We start from the raw sequence: 15,735 nt of genomic DNA, 5'->3' as shown, positions 1-15,735 counted from the left end.
GGGGGCACGCCAGGCAGGCCCGGAACCCCCGGTCCGGGGGCCGGTCGGCGCGGTGGGGTGGGCCGGGAACGGTACGACGGTGGCGGCCCATCCCTCACCCCGCGCCCCAAAGAGGCGCGGGGCTGCATCAATGTGCGGCTCCGCCGCGTGGCCGCGACCAGCCACGACGCACCCGCAGACGAGCAACGACGCACCCGCAGACGAGCAACGGCCGATCGCGGCACTTCCCGCGGAGCGCCTAGCCCTGCAGCGCGGCGAGCTGCTGCTCGAAGGGGACCACCGTGAAACCGTGCGAGCCCTTCGCACCGCCGCCCGGCACGGGCACACGCTGCAGCCCGGCAGGCGCGGGCCCGATCTCCGACCCGTACGCGGCGTGCTCGGACACGGCCCCGGCGGGCTCCGGCTCGCCGGTCGCCGCACGGGAGACGGCCGCCTGCTCGGGGGACCCCGCGCCCATCAGCCGTACCAGTTCACCCGCGGCCCGTTCGATCCGCTCGGGCAGGCCCTCCGCGCCCCAGTCCTCCGAGGCCGCGTACACGCCGGTCGGGGTGACCACGGCCCGCAGGTAGGAGAACAGCGGACGCAGGGCGTGGTCCAGGACCAGCGAGTGCCGGGCGCTGCCGCCCGTCGCCGCGATCAGGACCGGCGTGCCCACCAGCGCGTCCTTGTCGAGCACGTCGAAGAACGACTTGAACAGTCCGCTGTACGACGCCGAGAACACCGGCGTGACGACGATCAGCCCGTCGGCCTCGGTGACGGCGTCCAGCGCGCGGGCCAGGCCCGGCCCGGGGAAGCCGTTGGTGAAGTTGTGCGCGATCTCCACGGCGAGGTCGCGCAGCTCGACGACCTGGATGTCGACGGGCGCCCGCCCGTCCACGGCGGCGGCCAGCCGGTCGGCCAGCAGCCGCGTGGAGGACGGAACACTCAGACCCGCCGAGACGACGACGAGCTTCATGCGACGGTCACCTCCTCGGAACCCTCCTGGGCGTCCTTGGCAGCGAGCAGGGACTTGTGGGTCGGGGCGTCCGGCACGTTCGCCGGGCGGCCCTTGGCGAACTCCTCGCGCAGCACCGGCACGACCTCCTCGCCGAGCATGTCGAGCTGCTCCAGGACGGTCTTCAGCGGCAGTCCGGCGTGGTCCATCAGGAACAGCTGGCGCTGGTAGTCACCGGCGTACTCGCGGAAGGCGAGCGTCTTCTCGATCACCTGCTGCGGCGAGCCGACCGTCAGCGGGGTCTGCTCGGTGAACTCCTCCAGGGAGGGGCCGTGACCGTAGACCGGCGCGTTGTCGAAGTACGGGCGGAACTCGCGCACCGCGTCCTGGGAGTTCTTCCGCATGAACACCTGGCCGCCCAGGCCGACGATCGCCTGCTCGGGCGTCCCGTGCCCGTAGTGGGCGTACCGCTTCCGGTAGAACTCGACCATCCGCTTGGTGTGGTCGGCCGGCCAGAAGATGTTGTTGTGGAAGAAGCCGTCGCCGTAGTACGCGGCCTGCTCGGCGATCTCCGGGGAACGGATGGAGCCGTGCCAGACGAACGGCGGGACGCCGTCCAGCGGGGCCGGCGTGGACGTGAAGCCCTGAAGCGGCGTGCGGAACTTGCCCTCCCAGTTCACCACGTCCTCGCGCCACAGCCGGCGCAGCAGCGCGTAGTTCTCGATGGCGAGGTTGATGCCCTCCCGGATGTCCTGTCCGAACCACGGATACACCGGCCCGGTGTTGCCGCGCCCCATCATCAGGTCGACCCGGCCGTCCGCGAGGTGCTGGAGCATCGCGTAGTCCTCGGCGATCTTCACCGGGTCGTTGGTGGTGATGAGGGTGGTGGAGGTGGAGAGGATCAGCTTCTCCGTCTTCGCCGCTACGTAGCCGAGCATCGTGGTCGGCGACGAGGGCACGAACGGCGGGTTGTGGTGCTCACCGGTCGCGAAGACGTCCAGGCCGACCTCCTCGGCCTTCAGCGCGATCGCGACCATGGCCTTGATCCGCTCGTGCTCGGTCGGCGTCCGGCCGGTGGTGGGGTCCGGAGTGACGTCTCCGACGCTGAAGATCCCGAACTGCATGGTCGCTCACACCCTCCAAGTTGTTTACAATTCAACTATACCCCCAAACGGCGCCCCCTCCTCCGCTATTCCCTCCGCCCTTGCCCGGTGTCCGGCCACTGTCAGTGCCCGCTCGTACGATCCCGACATGGCCGCCCCACGCCGTGACACACGAGGCATCGTCGACGCCGCGGAGCTCTTCTCCCGCGTCACCTTCCGGCGTCTCGAACCGGCCGAGCCCCTGCGCCGGTACCTGGAGCACTACTGGCTGATCGACTGGGACCTCCCGGAGCCGTACGCGTCCCATGTCGTCCCCCACCCGGCGGTGAACGTCGTCTTCCAGCAGCACGGCGACCAGGCGCCCTGGGGCGAGGTCGCGGGCATCTGCCTGGAGCTGTTCACACAGAAGCTGGAGGGCAGGGGCCGGGTCTGCGGGATCAAGTTCCGCCCGGGCGGCTTCCGCCCCTTCGCGCCCGGCCGCCCGGTGACGGACTGGACGGGCCGCCGCGTCCTGCTGCCCGAGGTGTTCCCGGACACGGACCCCGCGGCACCCCTCGCCCCCGACGCCGAGCGCGACCGCGTGGCCGCCCTGGACGCCTTCCTGCTGAACCTCGACCCCCGTCCGGACCCCCAGGCCGACCTTGCGGTCGCCCTCGTCGACCGCATCCGCACGGACCGTACGATCCGCCGCGTCGCCGACTTCGCGCGGGCGGAGGGCATGACCGTACGGGTCATGCAGCGCCTCTTCGCCGCGTACGTGGGCATCGGCCCGAAGTGGGTCATCCTCCGCTACCGCATCCACGAGGCCCTGGAGCGCGCGGAGACGGAACGGCAGGTGGACTGGGCGGGCCTGGCAGCGGACCTGGGCTACGCGGACCAGGCCCACCTGGTCCGGGACTTCACGGCGACGGTCGGGGTTCCTCCCACGGCCTACGTTCGCCATCGCGCCCCATAGGGGCGGGGGGCTGAGACATAGTGCGGCTCCGCCGCGCGGGCGCGACAAGCCACGACACACCCGCCACTGAGGATCAAGCGGCAACCGCCCCGGACCCTGCCTCATCCCCTCACAAGCCGGGCTCGCTCAAAAGGCGTACACATCCCCCGTGTCAAGGACCAGCACCTGCCGCTGATCGTTGCCATGGTTCGGATCCACCGTGCCGCCGACCCACAGCGTGTCGATCGTCATCGTCACCTCGGTCGAAGGCACCCCCAGCCGGACCCGCAGGTCGATCTCCTTGCCCATCCTGCCCACGCCGATCGGCCCCGTCCCGCACAGCACGGTCCGCGCGTCGGAGCGCACGCACCCCGCCGGCAGCACCTGCTGGTCCGCCAGCGGCAACGACCAGCGCACCTGCACGGTGGCGCCGGCGACGTCGGCCGGCCCATGGTTGCGCGGGGTGAGCCACACACCGACCTCGTCGGCGGCCATGGCCACATACCCGTGATACGAGAGGTCGGCCTCGGGGCTCGCGGCCACGGCGGGCACCGCCACCCCCACCACCGCGGCCGCGCCCAGCACGACGGCCATACGCATCCGTTTCCGCATCACGTCACTTCCTCCGCCTAGGCCCGGACATCACCGCATGTATGCCACGTCCACGGCACGGCAGGCGCCGCCGGGCAGGTGAGCCACTCCGGCACTCCGGCAGGACGAAGGCGAGGCGGGACCCCGTCCGCCGCACCGGAACGGCGTGCGAGGGTGACCGCATGCTGATCCTCCGCTCCGCCGCCCTCTTCGTCGTCGCCGCGCTGTTCGAGATCGGCGGCGCCTGGCTCGTGTGGCAGGGCGTGCGCGAGCACCGCGGCTGGGGGTGGATCGGCGCGGGCGTGATGGCCCTCGGCGTCTACGGTTTCGTCGCCACCCTCCAGCCGGACGCCCACTTCGGCCGCATCCTCGCCGCGTACGGCGGTGTCTTCGTGGCCGGTTCCCTGGTCTGGGGCATGGTGGCGGACGGCTACCGCCCCGACCGCTGGGACGTGACCGGCGCGCTGATCTGCCTCGCCGGAATGGCCGTGATCATGTGGGCGCCCCGGGGCCGCTGACCACCTTTCGGGCACCGGGCCGACCAGCCCTCGGGCATTTGGCCGGCCCCCTGTCCCGGCCACCTATCCTGGGCGGAAGTCACCACCCGCATGAACGAGCCCGCCGCCCGAGGAGCAGCCCCATGACCGCCGTCGCACCCTCCGCCGCCTCCCGCATCGCCGTCGTCACGGGCGCGAGCAGCGGAATCGGCGCCGCGACGGCCCGGCAGCTCGCCGCCGCGGGCTACCGCGTCGTCCTCACCGCCCGCCGCAAGGACCGCATCGAGGCGCTCGCGGAGGAGCTCACCGCCGCCGGCCACTCGGCGGTGGCGTACGCGCTGGACGTCACCGACCGCGCGGCCGTCGACGAGTTCGCCACCGCCTTCAAGACGATCGGTGTGCTGGTGAACAACGCGGGCGGCGCGCTCGGCGCCGACCCCGTCGCGACCGGGGACCCCGAGGAGTGGCGCCGGATGTACGAGACGAACGTCCTCGGCACCCTGAACGTCACCCAGGCCCTGCTCCCCGCGCTGACGGCGAGCGGCGACGGCACGGTGGTGGTCGTCTCCTCCACCGCCGGTCACGGCACGTACGAGGGCGGCGCGGGCTATGTCGCCGCCAAGCACGCCGAGCACGTCCTCGCCGAGACCCTCCGGCTGGAGATCGTCGGCACTCCGGTCCGCGTGATCGAGGTCGCGCCCGGCATGGTGAAGACGGACGAGTTCGCGCTGACCCGTTTCGGGGGCGACGCGGAGAAGGCCGCGAAGGTGTACGCGGGCGTCGCCGAGCCCCTGACGGCGGACGACGTGGCGGACACGATCACCTGGGCGGTCACCCGGCCCAGCCACGTCAACATCGACCTCCTGGTAGTCCGCCCGCGGGCCCAGGCATCGAACACGAAGGTCCACCGGGAGCTGTGATGAGCGAACCTGCCACGCCGCCCGAACCGGCCACGCCGCCCGAGCCCGACCGCGCCACGGAACAGGAACACCTGGCCCTGGAGAAGAAACGCGAGCGCTACGTCTGGTACTACCTCGCGTACTTCCTCTTCGGCATCCACATCGTGGCGTTCGTGATGATCTACGCGGTGAAGCACGCGAAGTAGCGAGTAAAACCACAGGCGGACGGCCGACCGGCCCCCTAGGGTCACCACCCGTGAGCAGACACATACCGTTCGAGCACCTGCACAACTTCCGTGACCTGGGCGATTATTCGACGACGGACGGGCGGCGGGTGCGCCCGGGCCTGCTGTTCCGCGCCGACTCGCTCGGCAAGCTGGTCGAGGGCACGGACGACTGGGACCGCTTCCTGTCCCTCGGCATCCGCACCGTCGTGGACCTCCGGTACCCGTGGGAGATCGAGGGCCGGGGCCGCGTCCCCGAGCACCCGTCGTTCACGTACCACAACCTGAGCATCGAACACCGCCCGTACGACCAGGCGGCTCTCGGCCCCGAGATCGAGCTGGGCCCCTACCTGGCGGCCCGCTACATGGAGGTCGCGGAGGACGGCACGAAGGAGCTCCGCGCGGCGCTGGAACTGGTGGTGAACGCGGCAAAAGCGAAGGAACCGCTGGTCTTCCACTGCGCCTCCGGCAAGGACCGCACGGGCAAACTCGCCGCGCTGATCCTCGGTCTCGTCGGAATCCCGGAAGCCACCATCATCGAGGACTTCAGCCTCACGGAACTGGCCACCTCCGCCCTGCTCGCCGACTGGAAGGCCCGCAACGACGGCCGGGAACCGGCCTGGCCCGGCTTCGGCCGAGCCCCGGAGTCGGTCATGCGGCTGTTCCTGTCGGCCCTGACGGCCCGCTACGGCTCGCTCGCCGGATACGTGAACCGGGCACTGGGCATGAACGCGGAGACCGTGTCGGAAACGCTCCGGGCCAACCTTCTGGAACCGGCGCCCACCACCTGGCCGGAGCTGACCCACCGCAAGGCGACCGAGGCCGACGCCCGCGCCCTGGTCCGCCTCCGTGACTCGGCGGCCCTGTGGCAACTGGCGCGGGGAATCGACCAGTGGCGGCCGGGCGAGAAGGACGAGGCCCACTTCATCACCCGTATGAAGGAAGGCGAGGTCTGGCTGGCACACTCCGGCGACCACCTGGCCGGCGCCTGGGAGCTCTGGTGGGACGACCCGGCGGCCTGGGGCCCCCGCCCACCCGAGGCCGGCTACATCCACCGTCTGATGGCGACCCCGCACACGGCACCACCGGGCACGGGCCGCCGGATGCTGGCGGAGGCGGAGTCCCGCATCGCGGCAGCGGGCCGCACCTACGCCCGCCTGGACTGCCTCACTTCCAACCCACGCCTGCGCGCGTATTACGAGGCCGCGGGCTACACGGTCGTCGGCGAACAGGTGGCGAAGGACGGCGGCTCGGGCAGCCCGTACGCGGTGACCTTGCTGGAGAAGCGGCTGCGGTGACGTGCACAGGGCCCGGACCGGGTCGGTCCGGGCCCCGCTGGGAACCCGCGCGCCTCAGCCCTTCACGCAGACGACCTGCTTCAGCTTGGCGACGACCTCCACCAGGTCGCGCTGCTGCTCGATCACCTGCTCGATGGGCTTGTACGCGCCCGGGATCTCGTCCACGACACCGGAGTCCTTGCGGCACTCCACGCCCCGCGTCTGGTCCTCCAGGTCCTGCGTCGAGAAGCGGCGCTTCGCGGCATTGCGGCTCATGCGCCGACCCGCGCCGTGCGAGGCGGAGTTGAACGACTTCTCGTTGCCGAGACCCTTCACGATGTACGAACCCGTGCCCATGGAGCCCGGGATGATCCCGTACTCGCCGGAACCGGCCCGGATCGCGCCCTTGCGGGTCACGAGCAGGTCCATGCCCTCGTACCGCTCCTCCGCGACGTAGTTGTGGTGGCAGGAGATCTCCGGTTCGAAGGTCGGCTTCGCCTTCTTGAACTCCTTGCGGATCACGTCCTTCAGGAGCGCCATCATCAGCGTGCGGTTGTACTTGGCGTACTCCTGCGCCCAGTAGAGGTCGTTGCGGTACGCCGCCATCTGCGGCGTGTCCGCCACGAAGACGGCGAGGTCACGGTCGATCAGGCCCTGGTTGTGCGGGAGCTTCTGGGCGACGCCGATGTGGTGGTCGGCCAGTTCCTTGCCGATGTTCCGCGATCCGGAGTGCAGCATCAGCCAGACGGCACCAGTCGTGTCCGTGCACACCTCCACGAAGTGGTTGCCCGAGCCGAGCGACCCCATCTGCAGAGCCGCCCGCTCCCGCCGGAACTTCACGGCCTCAGCGACCCCGTCGAACCGCCCCCAGAAGTCGTCCCACCCGGAAGTGGACACCCCATGGAACTGCCCGGGGTCCACGGGGTCGTCGTGCATCCCGCGCCCCACCGGAATCGCCTGCTCGATCTTCGAGCGCAGTCGCGACAGGTCCCCCGGAAGGTCGTTCACCGTGAGCGACGTCCTCACCGCGGACATTCCGCAGCCGATGTCCACCCCAACGGCCGCCGGACACACCGCGTCCCGCATCGCGATGACCGAACCGACCGTCGCGCCCTTGCCGAAGTGGACGTCCGGCATGACCGCGAGGCCCTTGATCCAGGGCAGCGTCGCCACGTTCCGCAGCTGCTGCATCGCGACGTCCTCGACCCCGGCCGGGTCCGTCCACATGCGGATCGGAACCTTCGCTCCGGGCACCTCTACGTACGACATAACGTCCTCATCCCCCTGAAAAGCAATACAAGTCTTAAATCGCAAAAACCGGCGCCAAGGTCGACGTAAGGGACAACGGACCGGCGTCCACGGCAGTGCGTGCGATACACATTGTCTCCAGGGGCCCGCCCCACGCGGCAACCGATTAACCAGCGGACACGGCCCACGGAACCGTCGAGAGGAGCCTCACCGTGCAGCGGAAGGCGTACGTACCGGGCGCCGCCGTGCTCCTCGCGGCCCTGCTGGCCGCCTGCACCGGCGGCTCCGGCAGCGGCGGCGCGCCGGACGATTCCAAGGCCGGCGCGTCCACCATGAGCGCGACCGCCGCCCAGCCCGGCAAGTACCGCACCCTTTCCGACGCCTGCGGCGCGGTGAGCCACGACACCCTCGACTCGCTCCTGCCCGGCATCAAGCAGATAGCGGACCAGGGCCGGCGCGAGAGAGCCTATGAGGGCGAGGCCGCGCTCACGTACAGCAACGACCGCCGCTCCGGCTGCCGTTGGAAGTCCGAGGTGCCCGGGGCCACGGACCATCTGTTCGTCGACTTCGAGCGGGTGGTGTCGTACGACAACGCGGTCAGCGACGACTCCCGCGCCGAGCAGGTCTACGGCGCCAAGGAGAAGGCCGCGGACCTCCCCGAGCCCGTTGTCGGCCCCAGTTCCGGCTCCGGCGCCGCCTCCCCGGCCGCCGGCGGCACCGCGAGCGCGAGCGCCACGCCCCCCGCCACCGCCACCGCCTCCTCTTCTGCCTCCGCCTCCGCCTCGGACTCTGCCTCCGACTCCGCCTCGGGAAGCCCGTCCGCCACCGGGACCCCGGCCGATCTCCAGCCCCGCACGCTCGACGACCTCGGCGACGAGGCGTTCCTGAACGACCAGCTGAGCACCGCCCAGCAGCGCACCGTGACTGTGGTGTTCCGCACGTCCAACGTGATCGTGACCATCCAGTACGACGAGCAGCCGACCACCACCCAAACCGCCCCGAGCAGCGAGGACATGCAGGACAAGGCCCGGAAACTGGCCCAGCGGCTGGCCGGTTCGCTCGGCTGACGCACCCCGCCGGACCGCTCCCCGAAGGGAACCGAACCTCACGCCGCATCCGTCCCCACCGCGTACCGTGGCCCCTCGGACCCGATCCGACCGCACGACACACGAGCGTCATGAGTGAAGGAACCATGCACCGACCTGCACAGCGAGACCACCGAGATCAGCACCTTCAGGGCGATCAGGGCGAGCAGGGCGGGCGGCAGCCGGGCCGGCGGGGCTCGCGTCTGGGCCGCCTCCTCGTCTGCGCGGCCGCCGTCCCCGCGGTACTCGTCGCCACCGGGTGCTCCTCCGACTCCGGTTCCGGTTCCGGTTCCGGCTCGTCGAGCAGCGGCGACGCCAAGCAGGAGCAGACCGCCGGCGCCCAGCCCTCGCAGAGCGCCTCGGCAAACGCCGTGCAGCCGGCCGCGTACTCGACGCTGCCCGAGCCCTGCGCCGTGCTGTCCGAGAAGACCCTCGGCGACCTGGTCCCGAAGGGGCTGAAGTCCGCCAAGGAGGGCGCGTCGGACGACACGGCGTCGCGTTCGAGCTGCTCGTGGAGCAGCCTGGAGAGCAACGGCGTCAAGGGCTCCCAGTTCCGCTGGCTCAACGTCTCCCTGCTGCGCTTCAAGTCCGACGCCACGCGCGGCGAGGGCGACAAGCTCGCGCAGGAGTACTACACCAAGCAGGTGCAGGACGCGCGGTCCGTCGTGGGCGCGAAGAACACCAGGTCGGAGCCGGTCGCCGGGGCGGGCGACGAGGCCACGGCGGTGCGCTACGACCTGAAGAAGAAGGAAGGGTCCTTCAAGCAGCAGACGGTCGTGGCGCGCGTGGAGAACGTCGTCATCACCTTCGACTACAACGGCGCGGGTCTGGCCGGCGGCAAGACGCCTGACGCCGACGACCTCACGAAGGCGGCCGAGAAGGCCGTCAAGGAGGTGGTGTCCGCGGTGACGACGGCGAACAAGGGCGGCGGCAAGGCGGGCACGGCCCCGTCGCAGGGGGCCTCGAAGAGCGCCTCGCCGTCGAAGTCCGCGTCCGCGAGCCCGTCGAAGAGCGCCTCGAAGAGCGCGTCTCCGACCGCTTCGGCATCCGCGTCGGCGTCGAAGAAGAGCTGACCCGGCCGCCGCTCGACTCGTGGCGTCACCAGGGAAGTTGCCGGATCCTGGTCCCCGCGCGGACCGGGATCCCGCACACCGGCGACCTGTTCGTGACACGGGTGTGCCACCCTGTTCCGCGCAACCACAAGCAAGGGGAAGGGAATACAGGTGGCCGCGCCACTGCAGCTGACACGGATGCACCGGATTCTCATCGGCGTGGTCGTCACCGGTGCCCTCATCATCGCCGGGATCGGCTTCGCGGGTTCGTACGCCGCCGTCCGTGAGCTGGCCATCAAGAAGGGCTTCGGGAACTTCAGTTATGTCTTCCCGATCGGCATCGACGCGGGCATCTGCGTCCTGCTGGCCCTGGACCTGCTCCTGACCTGGATCCGCATCCCCTTCCCGCTGCTGCGCCAGACGGCGTGGCTGCTGACGGCGGCGACGATCGCGTTCAACGGCGCGGCGGCCTGGCCGGACCCGCTGGGCGTGGGCATGCACGCGGTGATCCCGGTCCTGTTCGTGGTCGCGGTCGAGGCGGCCCGGCACGCGATCGGCCGCATCGCGGACATCACGGCGGACAAGCACATGGAGGGCGTCCGCCTGACCCGGTGGCTGCTCTCCCCGATCCCCACGTTCCTGCTGTGGCGCCGGATGAAGCTGTGGGAGCTGCGCTCCTACGACCAGGTCATCAAGCTGGAGCAGGAACGTCTCGTCTACCGGGCCCGCCTGCACTCGCGCTTCGGCCGCGCCTGGCGCCGCAAGGCTCCCGTGGAGTCCCTGATGCCACTGCGCCTGGCACGCTACGGCGTCCCCCTCTCGGACACGGCCCCGGCGGGACTGGCGGCAGCGGGCATAGAACCGGCCCTGCTCCCACCGGCACCTCAGCCGGAACTGGAGGCCGCACCCGGAGCAGTCGCGGGCAACCCGGCCGCCATCGCTGCGGGCAGTCGCGCCGCGGGGGCGGCGCCCGTCCCGCAGAGAACGGCACCTCCCAGCGAGCAGCTCCCCTACCCCAACGGCAACCAGATCCCCGGGCAGCAGGCCTACGCCCCCGACCTCGACCAGAGCCCGTGGTTCGCCGGCCCCTCCCCCCAGGAGATGCCTTACGACGGCGGCTACGACCCGTCGTACGACCCCGAGACCGAGTACGAACAGTGGTACGAGGAGCAGCTCCAGGAACCCCCGGTCCAGGAGCCCTCTCCGGAGGACACCGGTAGCTTCCCCATCCCGGTGGGCCCGAACCGCACCCGGGAACTCGGCGAGGGCGGCGGCACCCCGCAGCCCGAGCCGGGCGAGGAGTCGTACTACCAGGTCTTCAAGCAGTCGATCAACGGCAGCTACCCGACCCCGCGCGAGTTGATCGACAACATCGAGGCCGAGTTCGGCATCAGCCTTCCCGCGGAAGAGGCCAAGCGCATGGTCAACCGCTTCACCAACCGCCACACCGCGGAACTGGAAGAGGACCACATCGCGTAACGGGACGCGCGACGAACAAGCAGACGAATACAAAGAATTCGACGCATACACAGGCGAACACGCAGACGACGGAGGGGGCGCCCGGCGAACACCGGGCGCCCCCTCCGTCGTGGAACGCGGCCTTACTCGCCGAGCAGGGCCCGCACCCGGTCCTGCCCCACCGCGAGCAGCAGCGTGGGCAGCCGCGGACCGGTGTCACGGCCGACGAGCAGGTGGTAGAGCAGCGCGAAGAACGTCCGCTGAGACGTCTTGATCTCCGGCGGCAGCTCCTTGGGCGTGGCGTCGGCGGAGAAACCGGCCTGGACCTTGGGCACGCCGTACACGAGGTGCGTGAGCCCGTCCAGCGACCAGTGCTCCTCAAGACCGTCGAGCAGCAGCCGCAGCGACTGCTGCGCCTGCTCGTCGAGGGACTTCAGCAGGTCGACGTCGGGCTCGGCGCGGACGACGGTGCGCTGGTCGGCGGGCACCTGCGTATTGATCCAGGCCTCGGCCTTGTCGTACCGCGGCCGGGCCTCGTCGAGCGAGGTGAGCGGGTTGGCCGGGTCGAGGTCGGACAGGATGCGCAGGGCCTGGTCCTGGTGGCCGGCGGTGATGTCGGCGACGGACGCGAGCGTGCGGTACGACAGCGGGCGGGGGGTGCCGGGCAGCGGAGCGGCGGCCGTGCCGACGGCGCGCGTGTACGCGGCCACGTCTCCCGGCAGCGCGGAGCCTCCCCCAGTGCTTGACGCCTGGGAGGTGCCCCCAGCGACCTTGCCCTCCAGCTTGTCCCACTCGTCGTAGAGCCGCTGGATCTCCTGGTCGAAGGCGATCTTGAAGGACTGGTTGGGCCTGCGGCGGGCGTACAGCCAGCGCAGGATCTGCGGCTCCATGATCTTCAGCGCGTCGGCCGGAGTCGGGACGCCGCCCCGGGACGACGACATCTTCGCCATCCCGCTGATGCCGACGAACGCGTACATCGGACCGATCGGCTGCTTGCCGCCGAAGATCCCGACGATCTGCCCGCCGACCTGGAAGCTCGACCCCGGGGACGAGTGGTCGACGCCGCTGGGCTCGAAGACGACGCCCTCGTACGCCCACCGCATGGGCCAGTCGACCTTCCAGACCAGCTTGCCGCGGTTGAACTCGCTCAGCAGCACGGTCTCGGCGAAACCGCACTCGTTGCAGGTGTACGACAGCTCGGTGGTGTCGTCGTCGTACGCGGTGACGGTGGTGAAGTCCTTGCCGCACTGGCCGCAGTACGGCTTGTACGGGAAGTACCCGGCGGACCCGGCGCTGCCGTCGTCCTCGGACGCGGCGCCGGAACCCTCCTCGGCCTCCAGCTCCGCCTCGTCGACGGCCTTCTGCTGCTGCTTCTTGGCTGCCTTGGGCTTGGTCCGGTACTGGGCGAGGATGGCGTCGATGTCGCCCCGGTGCTTCATGGCGTGCAGGATCTGCTCGCGGTACACGCCGGAGGTGTACTGGGCGGTCTGGCTGATGCCGTCGAACTCGACACCCAGCTCGGCGAGCGAGGCGACCATGGCGGCCTTGAAGTGCTCGGCCCAGTTCGGGTGGGCGGAGCCCTCGGGGGCGGGCACGGACGTCAGCGGCTTGCCGATGTGCTCGGCCCAGGACTCGTCCACCCCGGCGATACCCGCGGGCACCTTGCGGTACCGGTCGTAGTCGTCCCAGGAGATCAGGTGCCGGACCTCGTACCCCCGCCGGCGGATCTCGTCGGCGACGAGGTGGGGTGTCATGACCTCGCGCAGGTTCCCCAGGTGGATGGGCCCGGACGGGGAGAGTCCGGACGCGACGACGACCGGTTTGCCCGGGGCCCGACGCTCCGACTCCTCGATGACCTCATCCGCGAAACGGGAGACCCAGTCGGTGGTCTCGGTGCTCTGAGCCACGATCGGCACGTCCTTCTTTCTCCGTGGGCAGCCGGTACGGTCGCACGGCTGACCGCTCCATTGTCCCAGGCGGGACCACATCCATGAAAACGCCTTTTCACCGGCTTGGACGGGCCCACGCGCCCCGGCGTTCAGTCGGCGACCGGAAAATTCGCTTTGACCCCCATGGGATACTGGCCACGTCTACCCGTACCCACGAGGAGAACGGCACCCACTCCATGGCCTCGGTCACGTCCCTCAGCGACTCCGTCCAGCAGCACCTCGCGACGGCCCTCTCGGCAGCCCTGCCGGATGCGGACTCCGCGGACCCGCTGCTGCGACGAAGCGACCGGGCCGACTTCCAGGCCAACGGGATCCTGGCGCTCGCCAAGAAGGCCAAGGCCAACCCGCGCGAGCTGGCGACGCAGGTCGTCTCCCAGGTCGTCACCGGTGACGTGATCAAGGACATCGAGGTCTCCGGGCCCGGCTTCCTCAACATCACGATCGCCGACAGGGCGATCACCGAGAACCTGGCCGCGCGGTACGCGGACACGGAGCGCCTCGGCGTGCCGTACGCCGAGAACCCGGGCACGACGGTGATCGACTACGCCCAGCCGAATGTGGCCAAGGAGATGCACGTCGGCCACCTCCGCTCGGCGGTGATCGGCGACTCCGTCGTCCAGCTCCTCGAATTCACCGGCGAGAACGTCGTCCGGCGCCACCACATCGGCGACTGGGGCACCCAGTTCGGCATGCTCATCCAGTACCTGGACGAGCACCCGCACGAGCTGGACCACAAGGCCGCCGAGGTCACCGGCGAAGAGGCGATGTCGAACCTGGACCGCCTCTACAAGGCGGCCCGGAAGAAGTTCGACTCCGACGAGGAGTTCAAGACGCGGGCGCGGCGCCGGGTGGTCGACCTCCAGGCCGGCGACCCGCACACCCTCGCCATGTGGCAGAAGTTCGTGGACGAGTCGAAGATCTACTTCTTCTCCGTCTTCGAGAAGCTGGACATGGAGATCCGCGACCCCGACATCGTCGGCGAGTCCGGCTACAACGACATGCTGGCCGAGACCTGCCGCCTCCTGGAGGAGTCCGGCGTCGCGGTCCGCTCCGAGGGCGCCCTCTGCGTCTTCTTCGACGACATCAAGGGCCCGGACGGCAACCCGGTCCCGCTGATCGTGCAGAAGTCCGACGGCGGCTACGGCTACGCGGCGACGGACCTGTCCGCGATCCGCGACCGTGTCTTCAACCTGAAGGCGAACTCGATCATCTACGTCGTGGACGCCCGCCAGTCGCTCCACTTCAAGATGGTCTTCGAGACGGCGCGGCGGGCCGGCTGGCTCAACGGCGACGTCAAGGCATACCAGCTCGCCTTCGGCACGGTCCTCGGCAAGGACGGCAAGCCGTTCAAGACGCGTGAGGGCGAGACGGTCCGCCTGGTCGACCTCCTGGACGAGGCGATCGACCGGGCGACGGCGGTCGTACGGGAGAAGGACACCCAGAACCAGCTCTCGGACGAGGAGATCGCCGAGCGGGGTGCCCAGGTGGGCATCGGCGCGGTGAAGTACGCGGACCTGTCGACGTCGGCCAACCGGGACTACAAGTTCGACCTGGACCAGATGGTGTCGCTGAACGGCGACACGTCCGTCTACCTCCAGTACGCGTACGCGCGTATCCAGTCGATCCTGCGCAAGGCCGGGGACGTACGCCCGGCGGCCCACCCGGAACTCGACCTGCATGAGGCGGAGCGCGCGCTGGGCCTGCACGTGGACGCGTTCGCGGAGACGGTGGCCGAGGCGGCGGCGGAGTACGCCCCGCACAAGCTGGCGGCGTATCTCTACCAGCTGGCGTCTCTCTTCACGTCGTTCTACGACAAGTGCCCGGTGATCAAGCCGCAGCCGCCGAAGGACATCGCCGAGAACCGCCTGTTCCTGTCCGACATCACGGCCCGCACGCTCCACCGGGGCATGGCCCTGCTGGGCATCAGGACGCCCGAGCGGCTCTGAGACATCTGAACCGAACGACCGCGGCCCGCCTTCTCGGGAGAGAGGGCGGGCCGCGGTCGTTGACGCACCCGGTTGTCAGGAGGAGCAGGTCGCCCCGACGAGGAAGTACCTTGCGTTGCGCAGAACATCGGCTTCGCCCCTCTGCGGGGAGAAGGGCAGGATGCCGCTTGACGCGGGTTGACCTTCAGCCGTAACGGCTGTGTTTGCCGGCACCTGGATCTGAGAGCCGGACTCGGTTCCCATGTAGCTGTATCCGTACCGCAGTCCGAAAACCGCGCATGGTCCTGTAACCCGGTCAATAGCTGAAAAGCTCGCCTCATTACCCCCTGGAACGCCTTGCGTACGAACAGTGATTCCTGAGCTCCCGTCCTGGTCCCCACCCTGAGCCGTGGCAGCCGTGACGGGTACGCACACTGCCGCAGCCAACAACGCGATAAGTACACCCATGGTTCTTCGCGGCACCAGTTGCAAACGAAAGAGCATCGGGTCCTCCACGCGGCTCCGTCGCCACCCCTTCTTCCACCAGACGACTTCATCC

At 70.0% G+C, this 15,735-nt stretch carries 14 protein-coding genes; 9 read left to right on the top strand and 5 right to left on the bottom strand.

Annotation, left to right across the window (positions count from 1 at the left end):
• Nucleotides 1-238: 238 nt before the first annotated feature.
• Nucleotides 239-955, bottom strand: a complete 717-nt coding sequence (locus Q2K21_RS02400; protein WP_310763617.1) for an FMN reductase — start codon at nucleotides 953-955, stop codon at nucleotides 239-241.
• Entirely contained in the window at nucleotides 952-2,058 is a 1,107-nt protein-coding gene (locus tag Q2K21_RS02395; RefSeq protein WP_310763615.1) for an LLM class flavin-dependent oxidoreductase, read from the bottom strand. Before Q2K21_RS02395 ends, Q2K21_RS02400 begins: the two co-directional genes overlap by 4 nt.
• Before the next feature lie 127 nt (nucleotides 2,059-2,185).
• Between Q2K21_RS02395 and Q2K21_RS02390 the strand changes: the two genes are divergently transcribed.
• Entirely contained in the window at nucleotides 2,186-2,992 is an 807-nt protein-coding gene (locus tag Q2K21_RS02390; protein WP_310763613.1) for a helix-turn-helix domain-containing protein, read from the top strand.
• A gap of 126 nt (nucleotides 2,993-3,118) precedes the next feature.
• Here the strand turns inward: Q2K21_RS02390 and Q2K21_RS02385 are convergent, their stop codons facing one another.
• Complete coding sequence (locus Q2K21_RS02385) at nucleotides 3,119-3,583, bottom strand: hypothetical protein (protein WP_310763611.1); 465 nt, start codon at nucleotides 3,581-3,583, stop codon at nucleotides 3,119-3,121.
• A 161-nt stretch (nucleotides 3,584-3,744) separates the two neighbouring features.
• Here Q2K21_RS02385 and Q2K21_RS02380 point away from each other — a divergent pair, with 161 nt between their 5' ends.
• From Q2K21_RS02380 to Q2K21_RS02365, 4 genes are all read left to right on the top strand, one after another.
• On the top strand, nucleotides 3,745-4,080 hold the full coding sequence (locus Q2K21_RS02380; RefSeq protein WP_310763609.1) for a YnfA family protein: 336 nt from the start codon (nucleotides 3,745-3,747) through the stop codon (nucleotides 4,078-4,080).
• Between the two features lie 122 nt (nucleotides 4,081-4,202).
• Nucleotides 4,203-4,979 carry an SDR family NAD(P)-dependent oxidoreductase gene (locus Q2K21_RS02375; RefSeq protein ID WP_310763607.1) on the top strand — a complete coding sequence of 259 codons (777 nt, stop codon included), beginning with the start codon at nucleotides 4,203-4,205 and terminating at the stop codon, nucleotides 4,977-4,979.
• Nucleotides 4,979-5,164, top strand: a complete 186-nt coding sequence (locus tag Q2K21_RS02370; protein WP_310763605.1) for a hypothetical protein — start codon at nucleotides 4,979-4,981, stop codon at nucleotides 5,162-5,164. Before Q2K21_RS02375 ends, Q2K21_RS02370 begins: the two co-directional genes overlap by 1 nt.
• Before the next feature lie 50 nt (nucleotides 5,165-5,214).
• A complete protein-coding gene (locus Q2K21_RS02365; protein WP_310763603.1) occupies nucleotides 5,215-6,480 on the top strand; it encodes a tyrosine-protein phosphatase in 1,266 nt (421 codons plus the stop codon).
• A gap of 54 nt (nucleotides 6,481-6,534) precedes the next feature.
• On the opposite strand, the gene Q2K21_RS02360 is transcribed toward Q2K21_RS02365, so the two are convergent.
• Entirely contained in the window at nucleotides 6,535-7,728 is a 1,194-nt protein-coding gene (locus Q2K21_RS02360; protein ID WP_310763601.1) for an RtcB family protein, read from the bottom strand.
• Between the two features lie 191 nt (nucleotides 7,729-7,919).
• Between Q2K21_RS02360 and Q2K21_RS02355 the strand changes: the two genes are divergently transcribed.
• The 3 genes from Q2K21_RS02355 (at nucleotide 7,920) to Q2K21_RS02345 (ending at nucleotide 11,323) form a co-directional block, all read left to right on the top strand.
• Nucleotides 7,920-8,774 (top strand): DUF3558 domain-containing protein, encoded by an 855-nt coding sequence (locus Q2K21_RS02355; RefSeq protein WP_310763598.1) that lies wholly within the window; start codon nucleotides 7,920-7,922, stop codon nucleotides 8,772-8,774.
• A gap of 125 nt (nucleotides 8,775-8,899) precedes the next feature.
• On the top strand, nucleotides 8,900-9,865 hold the full coding sequence (locus tag Q2K21_RS02350; RefSeq protein ID WP_310763596.1) for a DUF3558 family protein: 966 nt from the start codon (nucleotides 8,900-8,902) through the stop codon (nucleotides 9,863-9,865).
• Nucleotides 9,866-10,042: 177 nt separating this feature from the next.
• Complete coding sequence (locus Q2K21_RS02345) at nucleotides 10,043-11,323, top strand: DUF2637 domain-containing protein (protein WP_310780553.1); 1,281 nt, start codon at nucleotides 10,043-10,045, stop codon at nucleotides 11,321-11,323.
• Nucleotides 11,324-11,445: 122 nt separating this feature from the next.
• Here Q2K21_RS02345 and lysS read toward each other — a convergent pair whose 3' ends face one another.
• The gene (gene lysS / locus Q2K21_RS02340; protein WP_310763594.1) at nucleotides 11,446-13,218 is read right to left on the bottom strand and encodes a lysine--tRNA ligase; all 1,773 of its coding nucleotides are present in this window, start codon (nucleotides 13,216-13,218) and stop codon (nucleotides 11,446-11,448) included.
• Nucleotides 13,219-13,427: 209 nt separating this feature from the next.
• Here lysS and argS point away from each other — a divergent pair, with 209 nt between their 5' ends.
• Nucleotides 13,428-15,197 carry an arginine--tRNA ligase gene (gene argS, locus Q2K21_RS02335; RefSeq protein ID WP_310763593.1) on the top strand — a complete coding sequence of 590 codons (1,770 nt, stop codon included), beginning with the start codon at nucleotides 13,428-13,430 and terminating at the stop codon, nucleotides 15,195-15,197.
• The last annotated feature ends 538 nt before the right edge of the window (nucleotides 15,198-15,735 follow it).

Origin of the sequence: Streptomyces sp. CGMCC 4.7035, from assembly GCF_031583065.1 — a bacterium.
GTDB lineage: Bacteria > Actinomycetota > Actinomycetes > Streptomycetales > Streptomycetaceae > Streptomyces > Streptomyces yaanensis.
The sequence above is the reverse complement of the archived record's forward strand: the minus strand, read 5'-3'. Positions and strand labels throughout refer to the sequence as shown.

Bases quoted from the DNA above. Each gene is read 5' to 3' on its own strand.
- Q2K21_RS02400 (WP_310763617.1), bottom strand. From the start codon at position 955: ATGAAGCTCGTCGTCGTCTCGGCGGGTCTGAGTGTTCCGTCCTCCACG.
- Q2K21_RS02395 (WP_310763615.1), bottom strand. From the start codon at position 2,058: ATGCAGTTCGGGATCTTCAGCGTCGGAGACGTCACTCCGGACCCCACC.
- Q2K21_RS02390 (WP_310763613.1), top strand. From the start codon at position 2,186: ATGGCCGCCCCACGCCGTGACACACGAGGCATCGTCGACGCCGCGGAG.
- Q2K21_RS02385 (WP_310763611.1), bottom strand. From the start codon at position 3,583: ATGCGGAAACGGATGCGTATGGCCGTCGTGCTGGGCGCGGCCGCGGTG.
- Q2K21_RS02380 (WP_310763609.1), top strand. From the start codon at position 3,745: ATGCTGATCCTCCGCTCCGCCGCCCTCTTCGTCGTCGCCGCGCTGTTC.
- Q2K21_RS02375 (WP_310763607.1), top strand. From the start codon at position 4,203: ATGACCGCCGTCGCACCCTCCGCCGCCTCCCGCATCGCCGTCGTCACG.
- Q2K21_RS02370 (WP_310763605.1), top strand. From the start codon at position 4,979: ATGAGCGAACCTGCCACGCCGCCCGAACCGGCCACGCCGCCCGAGCCC.
- Q2K21_RS02360 (WP_310763601.1), bottom strand. From the start codon at position 7,728: ATGTCGTACGTAGAGGTGCCCGGAGCGAAGGTTCCGATCCGCATGTGG.
- Q2K21_RS02350 (WP_310763596.1), top strand. From the start codon at position 8,900: ATGCACCGACCTGCACAGCGAGACCACCGAGATCAGCACCTTCAGGGC.
- Q2K21_RS02345 (WP_310780553.1), top strand. From the start codon at position 10,043: ATGCACCGGATTCTCATCGGCGTGGTCGTCACCGGTGCCCTCATCATC.
- argS (WP_310763593.1), top strand. From the start codon at position 13,428: ATGGCCTCGGTCACGTCCCTCAGCGACTCCGTCCAGCAGCACCTCGCG.